Genomic DNA, 15245 nt, shown 5'->3' with positions numbered 1-15245 from the left:
TTCAATAGGGGATGACCGGGCTCAGGATAGCTCAGCCATGGAGAGGGCGGACTCCATGTCCACCGCAACAATTCGTGAAACGCCCTGTTCCTGCATGGTCACACCAATCAGCTGTTCGGCCATCTCCATGGCAATCTTGTTGTGACTGATGAACAGGAACTGGGTTCCCTTGCTCATGCTGTAAACCAGCTTGGCATAACGTTCGGTATTGGCGTCGTCCAGCGGCGCATCCACCTCGTCCAGCAGACAAAATGGCGCTGGGTTGAGCTGGAAGATGGCAAACACCAGCGCAATCGCGGTCAGCGCCTTCTCGCCGCCCGAGAGCAGGTGAATGGTCTGGTTCTTCTTGCCGGGCGGCTGGGCAATCACCTGTACCCCGGCATCGAGAATTTCGTCGCCGGTGATCACCAGCTTGGCCTGACCGCCACCGAAAAGCTCGGGAAACATGCGGCCAAAATGGCGATTGACGATGTCGAAGGTGCCGGTCAGCAAATCCCGCGTCTCGGCATCGATCTTGCGAATGGCTTCTTCCAAAGTGTTCATGGCCTTGGTCAGATCGTCCATCTGCGCATCGAGGAAGGTCTTGCGCTCACGCGCCAGGGTCAACTCATCCAGTGCGGCGAGATTCACGGCCCCCAGGGCCTGAATTTCTCGGTGCAGGCGGTCGATTTCACCTTGCAGGCCGTGCATGCGCACATTGCCTTCGGCAATCGACTGAGCCACAGCAGCCAGATCAGCCTCGGCTTCGGTCAGCAGATTGCTGTACTGCTCCAGACCCAGACGCGCGGCCTGTTCCTTGAGCTGGAATTCTGTGATGCGCTGACGCAGCGGATCCAGTGCCTTTTCCAGGCTCTGGCGGCGCTCGTCGCTGGCACGCAGCTTGTTGGTCAGATCCTCATATTCGCTGCGGCGCTCGGCAACCTCTTTTTCGCGCTGCATCTTCAGATCCAGTGCATCCTGCAGACCGCCCTGCGCCGCGGCGTCAGACAGCCTTGCCAGTTCGTCCTGAGCGCGTTGCTGCTCCTCGGCCAGGGACTTGGCCTGCTGGCTGGCGGTTTCGATGGTACGCGACAGCTCGGCGCGACGCGCGTGCAGCGTGCGCTGCGAGAAGGTCGCCTCCTGGGCCTGACGCTCCAGGCTGCGCAACTGCTCGCGCGATTCGTTCAGGCGGCGCTCGGCCTCCAGCACGCGATCGCCCAGCTGGGCATGGCGCTCCTGACTGTCGGCCAGCTGCATATCCAGCTCTTCAAAGCGGGCCTCGGCGGCGACCTTGCGCTCTTCGATATCGGAGAGTTGGGTTTCGACTTCGGACAAATCCGCCGCAATTTGCGCGTTGCGTGCCCGCGCCTGCTCGGCCAGTTGAGACAGGCGCAAGGTCTCGACCTGCAGCTCATGGGCACGGCTTTGCGACTCGCTCGCTTCGCGACGTACGGACACCAGACGCTGCGAGGCATCTGCATAAGCGCTTTCGGCGCGCACCAGAGCCGAACGCGATTCATCGGCAATCAGCGCCTGGGCGCGGACTTCCTTTTCCAGGTGCTCGATTTCCTGCGCCCGCGCCAGCAGCCCCGATTGCTCGGAGTCCTGCGCATAAAAGGTCACGCTGTGCGCGGTCACCGCATGACCAGTGGGCACATAAATGGTCTCGCCGGCCTGCAGATCGGCACGCTTGGCCAGGGCCTCGTCGAGCGTGGGCGCGCTATAGCAGCCCGTCAGCCAGTCCACCAGCACGGCGCACAGGCCGGCGTCATTGATCTTGAGCAGATCACTGAGACGCGCAAAGCGCGCAGCTGACGGAGCACCGGCTGCCTGAGCCTGGCTAAAGAAGGCCAGCCGGGCCGGCGGAGCGTCCAGCCCCCCCGAGCCCAGAAAACCGCGCACCATGTCGAGGCGCCCCACTTCCAGCGCACCCAGACGTTCGCGCAGTGCGGCTTCCAGCGCATTTTCCCAGCCCGACTCGATGGCGATGCGGCTCCACAGACCTTGCATGCCGTCCAACCCATGCTTGGCCAGCCAGGGCTGAAGCTTGCCATCGGTCTTGACCTTTTCCTGCAAGGCCTTGAGCGCATCCAGCCGCGCAGACAGATCGGCGTGACGACTGTTTTCGGCATTCACGGCCTGCTGGCGTGCGCGCCTGTCCTCGTCGAGTTGCGGCACGCTGTCCTGCAACTCATTGAGGACAGCATCGGCCATCTCGGCCAGCTCCTGCGCCTCGGCCAGTTGTACCTGCAGATTGTTCAGACGCGCTTCGTCCGGCGTTTCCAGTGCATTGCGGTCGGCCCGCAAACGTTCATAACGGGTTTCAAACTGGCGGCGCTGCTCATCGAGACTGCGCTGCTCGGCGGCCAACACCTGAATCTGCTGCTGCACCTGCACCACCGAGTTGCGCTGGTCTGCATCGGCTTTCTGCGCCTTGTGCAGAGAATCCTCCAGATCAGGCAGGCGGGTGCTTTGCTCCTCGAGCTGGGCAGCCAGCATCTCGGCCTGCTCTTCGGCATCCATGCCCGCGCCTTCGATGTTCTCGATCTCGCCCTGTGCCTCTTCGCTGCGGCTGCTCCACAGCAGCAGTTGCTCGGCCAGTTGCTGCAGACGCAGTTGCACGCGCTGGCGGCCTTCGACCACATAGCGGATTTCGGCCTCCAGCTTGCCGACCTCGGCGGTGGCTTCGTAGAGCTTGCTCTGCGCCTGGTTGACCTGATCGCTGGCGTCGTAGTGCGACTGGCGCAGCGTCTCGAGTCCGCTCTCGTTGTTGCGGATATCGGCCATGCGCTCTTCAAGCTCGTTGACGACTTTGAGGCCTTCGATGCGCACGCGGTCCTGCTCGGCCTCGGCATCAGCCCGCTTCATGAACCACAATTGGTGCTGCTTGAGCGTGACCTGAGCGTTCAGGCCGTTGTACTTGGCCGCAACTTCGGCCTGCTTTTCCAGCTTGTCCAGATTGGCATTGAGCTCGCGCAGAATGTCTTCCACACGGGTGAGGTTCTCGGTCGTGGCCGAGAGGCGGTTTTCCGTCTCACGACGACGCTCCTTGTACTTGGAAACCCCGGCCGCTTCTTCGAGGAACAGGCGCAGCTCTTCGGGGCGCGACTCGATGATGCGGCTGATCGTGCCCTGGCCGATGATGGCGTAGGCACGCGGCCCCAGCCCCGTCCCCAGAAACACGTCCTGAACGTCGCGACGACGCACGGGCTGGTTGTTGATGAAGTAGCTGCTGTTGCCCTCGCGCGTGAGCACGCGCTTGACGGCGATCTCGCCAAACTGCCCCCACTGACCGCCCGCACGGTGATCGCTGTTGTCGAAGGTCAGCTCCACGCTGGCGCGACTGGAAGGTTTGCGATGGGTGGTGCCGTTGAAGATCACATCCTGCATGGACTCGCCACGCAGCTCGCTGGCCTTGCTCTCCCCCAGCACCCAACGCACCGCATCCATGATGTTGGACTTGCCGCAACCGTTGGGCCCCACCACGCCGACCATCTGCCCCGGCAAAATGAAATTGGTGGGCTCGGCAAAGGATTTGAAGCCGGAGAGCTTGATGGAATTCAGGCGCACGGTGTCGGTGTCGGTCTAGAGGCTGGCCAGCAAAGGCTTGTGATTGGGAAAGAAAAACGGCAAAAGCGGTTGCACAAACGCAAAACTTGAAAAAGCCCTGTTCTTGCTCGCAACCGTCAACAGACGGGAATCATAACGCGGCCTGCCCCCTCGTCAGCCAAGATTGCTGCATACACGCAAACCATAGCTGCCTGCGCTGGATTGGCAAGGGATTGGAGTGATTCTGATCCGATAAGAGAGCAGCGAGCGCCTCAAGCGCGCGGCTGAAAAGCGATCAGGCCCGCCCCCAGCAGACAGACGGCCACCCCAGCCATATCCCAGGCGCTGGGTTTGATGCCATCCACCAGCCACAGCCACAGAAGCGCCACGCTGATGTAGATGCCGCCGTAGGCCGCGTAGATACGACCAGAGGCCGAGGGATGCAAAGTCAGCAGCCAGACAAACAAGGCCAGGCTGACCGCAGCGGGCAGCAGCAGCCAGCCACTGCCGCCTTGCTTGAGCCAGAGCCAGGGCAAGTAGCAGCCCACAATCTCCGCCACGGCGGTCAGGACAAATAGCAGCAGGGTCTTGATTTCAGGCAATTCAATCTCTCACACAGCGAAATGCGGGCATTGTAGAGAGCATGAACTGCCTCAACGCATGGACACCGGACTGAGAGCTGGCATCGGAGATCCCGGCACATTGCCATTGGTGACCAGACTCTCGAACTCGCTGACCGGCACGGGCGGACTCATCAGATAGCCTTGCCACGCATAGCAGCGTATGCCTTCGAGAAAACGACACTGCGCCTGGGTCTCCACGCCTTCGGCGATCACATGCAGACTCAGGCTCTTGGCCAGAGCCACAATGGTGCGGGCAATGGCCGCGTCATTGGGATCGGTCAGCACGTCACGCACAAAGCTGCGATCGATCTTGAGCTGATCCAGCGGCAGCCGTTTCAGATAGGACAGCGAGGAGTAGCCGGTGCCAAAGTCGTCCAGCGAAAATCCGATGCCGTAGGACTTCAGACGCATCATCTTGGCGATGGTGTCGTCCACGTCGGAGACCAGCATGCCTTCGGTCAGCTCCAGCTTGAGCCGACGCGCATCGGCCCCATGCTCGGCAAGCGCCTTGAGCACCTGCTCGACAAATCCGCTTTGATGGAACTGCTTGGGACTGACGTTGACCGAGAGCACCAGTTGCGCATAGCGGGGGTGCTTGGCCCATTTCGCCAGTTGCTGGCAGGCGGCCTGCAGCACCCAGTCGCCCAGGGGCAGGATGACGCCGGTTTCCTCGGCCAGCGGAATGAAATGTGCAGGGGGGACGAAGCCTTTTTCAGGATGCTTCCAGCGCAGCAGTCCTTCGGCGCCAATCACCTTGCCCATCTCCACCTGGGGTTGATAGAACAGCTCGAACTCACCGGCCTGCAGACCGGCACGCATGTCCTGCTCAAGCGTACGGCGCTCCTGCAGCGCCGATTGCAGTTGTGGGTCAAAGAAGCAACTGACATTGCGCCCCTGACTCTTGGCCTGGTACATGGCCATTTCAGCGCGGCGCTGTACCTCTTCACCCGTCAGTTCTGCCTCGCCAAACAGGCTCAGGCCCATGCTGACGGTGATGGAGCGCGGAATACCGACGATCTCTATGGGCTCACGCAATCGACTCAGCCACTGGTCGGCCTGCTGCTCCAGCCTGGCGGCAGCCGCGACGGAATCGCTGCCCAGGTCCTCGATCAGCAGTACAAAATCATCGCCGCCCTGGCGAGCAATCGTGGCCCCTGAAGGAAGCAGACCACGGATGCGCTGACTCATCGACTGCAGCAGCAAATCGCCCTGATCCAGACCATAGGTCTCGTTGAAGGCTTTGAAGTTATCGATATCCAGCAGCACCACACCACCAAAATGCGCCTTGCGTTGCGCCACGGCCAGAGCCTGTTGCAGCCGATCAGCCAGCAGGCGCCGATTGGGCAGACCAGTCAAGGCGTCATAGAAGGCCAGACGGCGGACCTCCTGCTCGGCCGCCATACGCTGGCTCTGATCCTGCAGCACCATCAAGCACCCCTCGGCTTGCAACACTGCACTAACCGCAACCGGACGTCGCAGACCGTCTATCCCCCTGAGCATCAATGTCTGCGCAGACACCATGCAAGCCGACGCCTCGGTGGCGAGCTCGTCCCACTGAGCCTGCACACCGTCGACACGCTCGGATTGGCTCAGCAGCAACGTCCGGCGAGCCTGAGCCCTGGCGACTTCCCAGCGCTGGATGACGCGCTCGCGCTCAGCGGCATCGGGAAACATGCGCTCCCACCACTGCTGGGTTGATACGCTGGGCTTGCCCCCATGGCCTGCCAGACGCAGAAACTCTTCGTTCCAGTAGACCAGGCGCCCATCCAGATCCTCCATGACCAGACCCACCGGAAGTCTTTGCATGAGATTGCGCAACTGCTGATGACCCAGCCGCTCCATCTGCTCGAGGCGCTTGCGCCCGCTGATGTCCTGCACCAGCACCTGCAGACGCCGGGATTCATGACGTCCGGTCAGAAACGCATTGAGTTCAACCCAGACTGGCGCGCCATCCTTGGAACGCAGGCAATACTCGCCCGCGTTGTGCTGGAACTGCTGCAAGTCCAGTCCTTCAAGCAGTTGCGCACAGTGCGCCTGGTCTTCTGGCATGACCAGCTCGAGCACGCTGCGTCTGTGAATTTCCTGGGCCTCATAGCCCAGCAACCGACAGAAATGCTGGTTGACCTTGAGTACGCTGCGCGTGGCGATATCGAGCTCGAGCACGCCCATGGCCGCCTGCTCGCACATGGCATGAAAGCGCGCATCACTCTCCTGCCTTGCCTGAGCACTGAACTTGAGACGCCGGCTCCAGCTCCAGCGGCTTTGCCACCAGCCCGAGACCCAGGCAGCCAGCAGCAGCCCCGCCAGCAGGCCCAGGCCCAATACCAGCCAGGGCAGATACCGCTCAAGCCGTCTCTGAGTGCTGAGCGCGGGCTTGAACTGCAGCGACCAGATGCGGTCATACACCTGTATCTGCCGCTCCAGCGGCTTGATCAAGGCAAATTCAGGATGGGTTTCCGCCTCCGCCCACAACGAGCCAGTGAATAAAATCTCCGAACCGCCGGCAAGCATCGACAGCGGCGTGCTCAGTCTCTTGTGGTCCCCACCGGCCTTTGGCGATGGGTCGGCTGGGCTGAGATCCACCAGCTTGAAGGCTACCTGAGGGTAGAGGTTGGCCGGAACCAGTCCCCTTGCAAATTCGCCCAGACGGATCCGTGCATTGAGCGTTCCGAGCGGCTTTCCGGAAGATTCCCCGATAGCGGCGGCGCCCCCCTCCTCTGCTGCGGCCCAAAACGGAGCCCGCAACACCACGCCCTTGGGGCTATCGGGCAGTTGCAGAAAGCGAAATGGAGCCGATATCGACATCTGGCGAGAGTTCCATGCCTGCATCAAGGAATGAAATGCCGCCGCCGGCTGACGCGCGTTGCTTCCCGCCAGTGCCTCGTTGCCTATCAGCGGCCAGACGTAGGAAACCTCGAAGGCCTGTGAATCACGCGCAAGATCGGTGTGCAGTTCCGCAGCCACTGCACGGGTCAGACTCAGGGCCTGCAGCCCCACCAGACTATCCTGACTGAGCAGCGCATGGGCATGTTGGGCAAACACCTGCTGGCCCGCATCCGCATTGCCGCCCATCTGCTCGGCGAGCTTGACGAGCAAACGGTCATAGCTACCCAGGCGTTGCTCCAGAGCTCGTATCGCCATATCGGCACTGAGCTGCAAGCGCTGTTGCATGCGCGACTCCTGACGCTGATGGAGCATCCAGCCCCCCAAACCGCCACAGGAAACTCCAAAACCCAATGCCAGCAGCGCCAACCAGGGTTTACGCACTTTCATCACTGGCTGAGTTGCGAATTGCGACATGCAAAAAACACAAGATTACTGAGTTGCGAGATGGCTCCAGTCGGCACAGGCGCCTTTCAGCAAAGGCTGCAGCACCATGAGCCAACATGAGGATCGACATAGTTTGTAGGAGCAAACCTACATCCAAAGAACATTCACACCAAGTGATTACCCTGAAAGGCTTGGCATGATTGCGTCTAGATTTAGATCAAATCATAGGCATAAGCTTGTATATCCAATACAAAGCGCTGCAAAATCAAGAGCAACCTTGGGTCGCAAAATTGACAAATGTCAATATTTGTCGAAGCTTAGTCCCATTCAGGCCGCATTACAAACCACGACAATCCGTATCTTTTTAGCAACAATTACGCAAAACCACAGCGCCCTACCCGGTTATTCCCGCGTGCAGGCGCCTGTGGTTTGTCCACCGGCAACAAAGCAACCATGCCCCAACGCCCAACCCTGTTGATCGTCTACCACTCCCTGACGGGCGGCACACTCCAGATGGTCGAAGCAGCCAGTGCTGGTGCGCGCCAGGAAGCATCCGTCCAGGTCCGCTTGCTGCACGCGACTGATGCCGGCCCTCAAGACCTGCTGCAAGCCCAGGGTTACCTGTTTGCGACTCCGGAGAATCTGGCCGCCATCAGCGGCCTGATGAAGGATTTTTTCGACCGAAGCTATTACGGCGTGCTCGACCGGATACAGGGCCGCCCCTATGCCAGTCTGGTCTGTGCGGGCAGTGACGGTCATAACGCAGCTAGGCAGATGGAACGCATTGCCACCGGCTGGCGTCTGAAGGCCGTGGCAGAGCCGCTCATCGTCTGCACCCATGCCCAGACACCGGAGGCCATACTCGCCCCCAAACAGATACAGGCCGCCGATTTGCAGCGCTGCGAAGAATTGGGGCAATCACTGGCCACGGGGCTGGCCTTGGGCATTTTCTAGAAAAACAAGGGTTTGCCCGCATCATTCTGGACAGGAGAGGCTCCAGACAAGGGCAAGAATGGGACCTTCGAATCGGCTTGTATAAATGTGCCATCATTGCGCGCGCATGCTTTTCCCCGATGCGCGCCCCCAAGCAGGCATAGTCTGCGACTTCACCAGCTCTTGCGTCCATGATTGAACCAGACACCGCACGTCCCAAGCGCACGCCTCGCGGCCCCAGTCCGCAAAAGACTCAGGCCACGCGCCGCTCCATCGTGGCGGCTGCGTTTGCAGAATTTCTGGAACACGGCTATGCGCGTGGCACCACGGCTTCGGTGGCACAGCGCGCGGGACTGTCAAAGGTCACGCTGTTTCGCTATTTCGACAGCAAGGAAGCCCTGTTCGAAGCCGTCATCCAGACACATATCGCCTCGGCCGCCGTGGCCTTGCAATCCAGCCCGATGCACGAGCATGAATCGGTGGGCGAGTATCTTCTGCGCACCGTGGGCGCTGCGGCGGAGGTCATTGACAGCAGCGGCCGCTCTGCCACGGCCAGACTGGTCGTCGCCGAAGGCCTGGAGTTTCCGCTGCTGGCGCAGATGTATCGCCGCTACGTCCACGACGCCTTGCTCGAGCATTTCACCCGGCTCGCGCAACTGGCCGCCCAACGCAACGAGCTCAAGGCACCCGAGCTGGTGCAGCATCCGGAATTGCTGCTCGCGCCTCTGTGGCTGGCCATGATGAACAACACCGTGATTCACCCCGAAGTTCCCATGAATGCCGGGACCCTGTTCCGGCTTCAGGTGGCTCTGCTGTTCAAGATGCCTTGAGAGTTGGCGCGCCGGAATTTCAATGAAATCCGGCCTAATCGCTTACTGGCAAAGCGATAGTAGCTATCAAAAACAAAGCCGCAGTCTTTCGGACTGCGGCTTTGTTTCTGGAGCGAGCTCCCTCCATCAAACCGGCTGTGCGGCCTCTTCCCCACCCAATGCCTTCCACAAGGTCACCCGGTTGAGTTGCTCCGACAGGCGCAGGCCTATCAAGGTCTGCTGCGCGGTATAAAGGCTGCGCTGCGCATCCAGCACTGTCAGATAGTTGTCCACGCCGGCCTGGAAGCGAGCATTCGACAAATCGAAGGCTTTTTGCGTATTGGCCACCATGCTGGTCTGGGCGGCCAGCCGCTCATCCCACTGGGCGCGGTCGGCCAGCACATCCGCCACCTCCTTGAAGGCGGTCTGCACGGACTTCTCGTACTGACTCAGCGCAATGCGCTGATTGCTCTCGGCCACTTGTACATTGGCGCGGTTGCGCCCGCCATCAAAAATCGGCAGCTTGACCAGAGGGATGAAACTCCAGGTGCTGTTGTTGTTGCCGAACAGGCGGTCCAGCTCGTTGCTTCCAGAGCCGACGCTGCCGGTGAGCGTGATGCTGGGAAACAGCGCCGCTCTGGCTGCGCCTATATTGGCATTCATGGCCTGCAGATTGCGCTCCGCAGCCTGCACATCCGGGCGCTTGAGCAGTACCGATGAGGGCAGAGGCACAGGCACAACCTTGAGAGCTGCCGTGTCTGCCGCGCCCGTCAGGGTCTGGGCGGTGGGCAGCAGTTGCGCAGGCACCGGGCCGCCCACCAGCAGTTGCAGGGCATTGCGATCTCTGTCGACCTGAGAGGTATAACCGGCCACATCACCGCGCGCCGTATCGACCGTGGTCTGGTTCTGGGCCAGCACCAGGCCGGAGGTCGAGCCCAGCTCATACATGCGCCTTGTCAGCTCGAAAGCCTTGATGCGGCTGTCCAGTGTGTCCTTGGCCAGCTGCAGGCGCGCCTGATCGGCAGCCAGCGTCAGCCAGGCATTGACCACATCGGCCACCAGAGCGATCTGCACATTGCGCTGGTTGTCCTGGCTTTGCAGAAACTGCTGCAACGAGGCTTCGCTCAGATTGCGGATGCGCCCCCACAGGTCCAGCTCGTAGCTGGCAAAACCCAGTTGGGCCGTGTATTGCTCGGTGATGCTGGAACGCCCGGCCGTCGTCAGATCGCCTGCGGTGCGCGTGCGATTGCTCTGCGCCTGGGCCGTGATGCCCGGCAGCAGGTCGGCTCTGGTGATGCCGTACTGGGCCCGGGCCTTCTCGATGTTTTCCAGCGCAACGCGCAGATCGCGATTGTTGCTCAGCGCCAGCGCCACCACCTCGCGCAGCTGCGGCGACTGCAGCCATTGCAGCGCCTGGGCCTGTTGCAGCGCCGCCTCGCTGGCCTGGGCCGGGATGGCATTGCCGGAGACGGTCTCGGGCACGGGCAGATCAGGCGTTTTATAGACCGGCGCCAGATTGCATCCCGCCAGCAAGGCCGTCACCGCAGCGGCCGCCATGGTCGAAAATTTCATGCTCAGGCGCCTCATGCTGCGCTCTCCTTGTTGACGTCATGCGCCTCATCGCTGCGCGAGTGGCTCTTGAACCAGCTGCGCACCAGCAGGAAGAACACCGGCACGAGGAAGATGCCCAGCACCGTCGATGCCACCATGCCGCCCAGCACGGCCGTGCCGATGGCATTGCGGCCACCAGCACCTGCGCCGGTGCCGATGGCCAGCGGAATCACACCGAAACCAAAGGCCAGAGAAGTCATCAGGATGGGACGCAGACGCAGACGCACGGCTTCCACCGTCGCATCGAACAGCTTCTTGCCTTGCTCCTGCAGCTGCACCGCAAACTCCACGATCAGGATCGCGTTCTTTGCCGCGAGACCTACGGTGGTGAGCAGGCCGACCTGGAAATACACGTCGTTGGTCAGGCCGCGCGTATAGGTCGCCAGCAGCGCGCCCACCACGCCCAGCGGCACAGCCAGCATCACCGACAGCGGCACCGTCCAGCTTTCATAGAGTGCGGCCAGGCACAGGAAGACGAACAGAATCGAGATGGCATACAGCATGGGCGCCTGCGCACCGGACTGGCGCTCCTGCAAGGAAGCCCCCGTCCATTCGTAGGCAATGCCGTTGGGCAGCTTCTTCAGGATGTCTTCCACCGTCGCCATAGCGGTACCAGAGCTGATACCCGCTGCAGCACGGCCTTCAAACTCATAGGCCGGGCTGCCGTTATAGCGCAGCAGTTGGGGCGAGCCGTAGGCCCAGTAGGTTTTGGAGAAGGCTCCGAAAGGCACCATCTCGCCCTTGTTGTTGCGCACCGTCCATTTGGCAATATCGCTGGGCAGCATGCGGTACTGCGCATCGCCCATGATGTAGACACGCTTGACGCGACCGTTGTTCAGGAAGTCGTTCACATAGGTGCCGCCCATGGCGCTGGAGAGCACGCTGTTGATATCGGTGTACGCCAGCCCCAGAGCGGCAGCCTTGCGGTCATCCACATCCACGCGCAGCTCGCTGGCGTCTTCCAGATTGGTGGTGCGCACAGCCGTCAGCAGATTGCTGGCACGCATTTCGCCAAGTACCTGATCACGCGCGGCGAGCAGCGCTTCATGGCCCACACCGTTGATGTCCTTGATCATGAAGTTGTAGCCCGAGCTCGAACCCAGGCCGCGCACTGCAGGCGGCAGCACCACTTGCACACGGGCATCGCGGATGCCGGCCAGCTCCCGGGTCGCCTTGTTCGCAATGGCAGCGGCCGATTGCGAAGGCAGAGGCCGCATGCTCCAGGGCTTCAGGCGAATGAAGCCGCGCGCAGAACTCTGGTCGCCGTTGAGGCCGGAAACCTGGTTGAAACTGATCACATCCGGCTGCTTGGCCAGGTATTCGCGCACCTGGTCCAGGACCTCCTGCAGACGGGCGTCCGAAGCGCCAGACGGCAGATTGACGTTGACATAGACAAAGCCCTGGTCCTCGTCAGGCAGAAACGAGGTGGGCAGCTTGGCCATCAGCAACCAGACTGCGGCCAGCACGGCCAGGAAGATCAGCATCATGCGCTTGGCCCGGCCCAGACTGAAGGCCACCGTGCTCTGGTAGCGGTTGGCAGCCGCATCGAAATTGCGGTTGAACCAGCGGAAGAACCGGTCGTTGATACCCAGAACCCCGGAGCGTATGGGACGCTCGTGGCTATCTCCGTGACCGAGATCCGGGGCCTTCAGAAGCGTCGCGCACAGCGCCGGCGTCAGCGTCAGCGCCACGAACACGGACAGCGCCATGGCCGCCACGATGGTGATGGAGAACTGGCGATAGATCACACCCGTGGAGCCGCCAAAAAAGGCCATGGGCACGAACACCGCCGACAGCGTGACCCCGATGCCGACCAGCGCAGGCGTGATTTCCTTCATGGACTGGCGCGTCGCCTCCTTGGGAGACTTGCCTGTCTCGTGCATCACCCGCTCCACGTTCTCGACCACCACGATGGCATCGTCCACCAGCAGGCCGATGGCCAGCACCATGGCAAACATGGTCAGGGTATTGATGGAGAAGCCCGCCACGGAAAGCACGCCGAAGGTGCCCAGCAGAACCACCGGCACGGCAATGGCGGGGATCAGCGTGGCGCGGAAGTTCTGCAGGAACACGAACATCACAATCACCACCAGCACCATGGCCTCGCCCAACGCATGCACCACTTCGCTGATCGAGGCCCGCACAAAGGGCGTGGAGTCCGAACTCACGAAATAGTCGATCTGGTTGGGAAAGAAGGGCTTGAGCTCGGCCAGCTTGGCCGCCACTGCATCCGACACCGCCATGGCATTGGCACCGTCGGCCAGGATGATGCCCATGCCTGCGCCCGGCATGCCGTTGAGCTTGGCCTGGATGGACAGATTGTCGGCGCCCAGTTCCACCCGGGCCACGTCCTTGATGGTGACGACAGAGCCGTCATTCGAAGATTTGAGCACGATGCTCTCGAACTGCTCCACGGTCTTGAGCTTGGTGCGCGCCGTGATGGTGGCATTCAGCTGCTGGTTCTGCACCGCAGGCAAGGCTCCCAGCTGACCTGCGGATACCTGGGCATTTTGCGCGTTGAGCGCATTGCTCAGATCGGAGGGAATCAGCCCGTACTTCTCCATCTTGGCCGGGTCCATCCAGATGCGCATCGCATAGGGCGTGCCGAAGACGTTGATGTCACCGACACCTTCGATGCGCCCGATGATGTCCACCAGATTGCTGTTGATGTAGTCGCCGATGTCCACGGCGGTCACATCTTCATCGGGCGAATAAAAGCTGTAGGTGACCAGAAAATCCTGGCCGCCCTTGTTGATGAAGACGCCGCGCGTCTTCACGGAGTCCGGCAGGCGGTTGACCGCGCCCTGAATCTTGTTTTGCACCTGCACCTGCGCCACGTCGACATTGGTGCCCGGAGCAAAGGTCAGCGTGATGCGAGCCTGACCCGACGCATTGCTGGTCGAGCTCATGTAGAGCATGTTGTCGATGCCCTTGATCTGCTGCTCGATGATCTGCGTCACCGAGTTTTCGACCGTCTCGGCCGAAGCACCCGTGTACTGGGCGCCGATGGTCACGCGGGGCGGAGCGATCTCGGGGTACTGCTCCAGTGGCAGCAGCTTGATCGACAAAGCCCCGGCCAGCATGATGATGATGGCGATGACCCACGCGAAGATGGGCCGGTTGATGAAGAACTGAGCCATGTATGTCGCCTGCCTTGCTTACTTCTTGGCAGGCGCATCGGCAGCGGCCTGGACAGGCGGCTCGCCACGCTGGCTCTTGCGCTCGGCCTTGGCCTTCAGATCCACCTCCACGGTCTGGACCTTGTCGCCGGGCTTGATGCGCTGAAAGCCATCCACCATCACACGCTCGCCGGCTTTCAGGCCCGTCTTGAGCAACCAGAAAGCACCCACGGCGCGATCGAGTTCGACATCGCGCTTTTCAACCACATCGCCGTCCTTGACGACCATGACATTGGCACGTCCGGTCAGGTCGCGGGTCACCGACTGCTGCGGCACCAGCAAGGCATCGGGTGCCAGAGCCGTCGGCAGCAAGGCCTTCACATACATGCCGGGCATGAGCATGCCGTCGGGATTGGGCACCTCGGCGCGCAGGGTCAGCGTGCCGGTCGTGTCGTTGACGATCACGCCCGCAAAGGCCAGCTTGCCCTGATGCGGGTAGTCGCTGCCGTCGTCGAGCTGGATGCGCACGGGAATCTTGTTGCCCTCCACCTTCTGGTAGCGGCCGGACTCCAGATCACGCTTGAGCTGCATCAGATCGGTGCTGGACTGGGTGAAGTCCACATACATGGGGTCGAGCTGCACGATGGTGGTGAGCGCCGTGGCCTGATTGGCCGTGACCAGCGCGCCCGGCGTGACGGTAGACAGCGCGATGCGGCCGCCGATGGGAGCCTCGATGCGGCTGTACTTGAGATTGATGCGTGCTGTTTCCAGATTGGCCTTGGCCACGGCCACGTCCGAAGCGGACTGGGCGGCCGCCGCCTGGCTTTCGTCAAAGGCCTGCTTGCTGATCGCGTCGATCTTGACCAGCTCGGCATTGCGCCGCGCCGTTGCCGCCAGCGTGCGCTGGCTGGCTTCGGCCTTGGCCACGGCGGCTGCGGCGCTGGCCTCGGCAGCCTTCAACGATGCGGCATCGATCTGATAGAGCTGCTGACCCTGCTTGACCTGAGCGCCTTCGGTGAACAAACGCTGCTGAATGATGCCCGAAACCTGGGGGCGTACTTCGGCCGTCATGAAGGCGCGGGTACGCCCTGGCAGGCTGGCATCCAGCTGCTGGCTTTGCGACTGCAAGGTGAGCACGCCGACCTTGGGGTCGGACTTGGCCGGGCCTTTTTGCTCCGCCTCGGGCTTGGAGCAGCCCGCCAGCGCTGCGGCGATCAGCATGGCCCCCACAGCCAGCGTCCAGCGCTGCTGGTGATGACCCTGCCGGCCTGCCCCGGGGAGGCAAGAAAAATGCGCCTCTCGGCGCGGTCTCGGCGAAGCGGGCTGGTCAATCTTCATACGTGGAACGGTCT

The 15245-nt window shown here is 61.7% G+C and carries 8 protein-coding genes; 2 read left to right on the top strand and 6 right to left on the bottom strand.

The annotated features are described in order from the left end of the window. Positions 1–21: 21 nt before the first annotated feature. The 3 genes from smc to QYQ99_RS24465 all read right to left on the bottom strand — a co-directional run bounded on the left by smc (position 22) and on the right by QYQ99_RS24465 (position 7322). A complete protein-coding gene (smc, locus tag QYQ99_RS24475) occupies positions 22–3549 on the bottom strand; it encodes a chromosome segregation protein SMC (protein WP_302090397.1) in 3528 nt (1175 codons plus the stop codon). Positions 3550–3800: 251 nt separating this feature from the next. Then, entirely contained in the window at positions 3801–4130 is a 330-nt protein-coding gene (locus QYQ99_RS24470; protein WP_302090396.1) for a YnfA family protein, read from the bottom strand. A 51-nt stretch (positions 4131–4181) separates the two neighbouring features. Continuing rightward, positions 4182–7322 (bottom strand): bifunctional diguanylate cyclase/phosphodiesterase, encoded by a 3141-nt coding sequence (locus QYQ99_RS24465; RefSeq protein ID WP_302090395.1) that lies wholly within the window; start codon positions 7320–7322, stop codon positions 4182–4184. A gap of 552 nt (positions 7323–7874) precedes the next feature. Between QYQ99_RS24465 and QYQ99_RS24460 the strand changes: the two genes are divergently transcribed. After that, positions 7875–8375: a flavodoxin family protein gene (locus QYQ99_RS24460; protein ID WP_034368725.1), complete on the top strand. Its 501-nt coding sequence runs from the start codon at positions 7875–7877 to the stop codon at positions 8373–8375. A gap of 170 nt (positions 8376–8545) precedes the next feature. Beyond that, positions 8546–9184 (top strand): TetR/AcrR family transcriptional regulator, encoded by a 639-nt coding sequence (locus QYQ99_RS24455; RefSeq protein WP_302090394.1) that lies wholly within the window; start codon positions 8546–8548, stop codon positions 9182–9184. A gap of 126 nt (positions 9185–9310) precedes the next feature. On the opposite strand, the gene QYQ99_RS24450 is transcribed toward QYQ99_RS24455, so the two are convergent. Genes QYQ99_RS24450 through QYQ99_RS24440 form a run of 3 tightly spaced genes read right to left on the bottom strand, consistent with a single transcriptional unit; the run spans position 9311 to position 15231 of the window. Further along, the gene (locus QYQ99_RS24450; protein ID WP_409817449.1) at positions 9311–10735 is read right to left on the bottom strand and encodes an efflux transporter outer membrane subunit; all 1425 of its coding nucleotides are present in this window, start codon (positions 10733–10735) and stop codon (positions 9311–9313) included. 11 nt (positions 10736–10746) lie between these two features. Further along, positions 10747–13914, bottom strand: a complete 3168-nt coding sequence (locus QYQ99_RS24445) for an efflux RND transporter permease subunit (RefSeq protein ID WP_302090392.1) — start codon at positions 13912–13914, stop codon at positions 10747–10749. Positions 13915–13932: 18 nt separating this feature from the next. Then, entirely contained in the window at positions 13933–15231 is a 1299-nt protein-coding gene (locus tag QYQ99_RS24440) for an efflux RND transporter periplasmic adaptor subunit (protein ID WP_302090391.1), read from the bottom strand. Positions 15232–15245: the final 14 nt, after the last annotated feature.

It is taken from the genome of Comamonas testosteroni, assembly GCF_030505195.1.
Classification (GTDB): Bacteria; Pseudomonadota; Gammaproteobacteria; order Burkholderiales; family Burkholderiaceae_C; genus Comamonas; species Comamonas testosteroni_G.
Note: the sequence above shows the minus strand (reverse complement) of the source record. Positions and strands in the feature narration are given on the sequence as shown.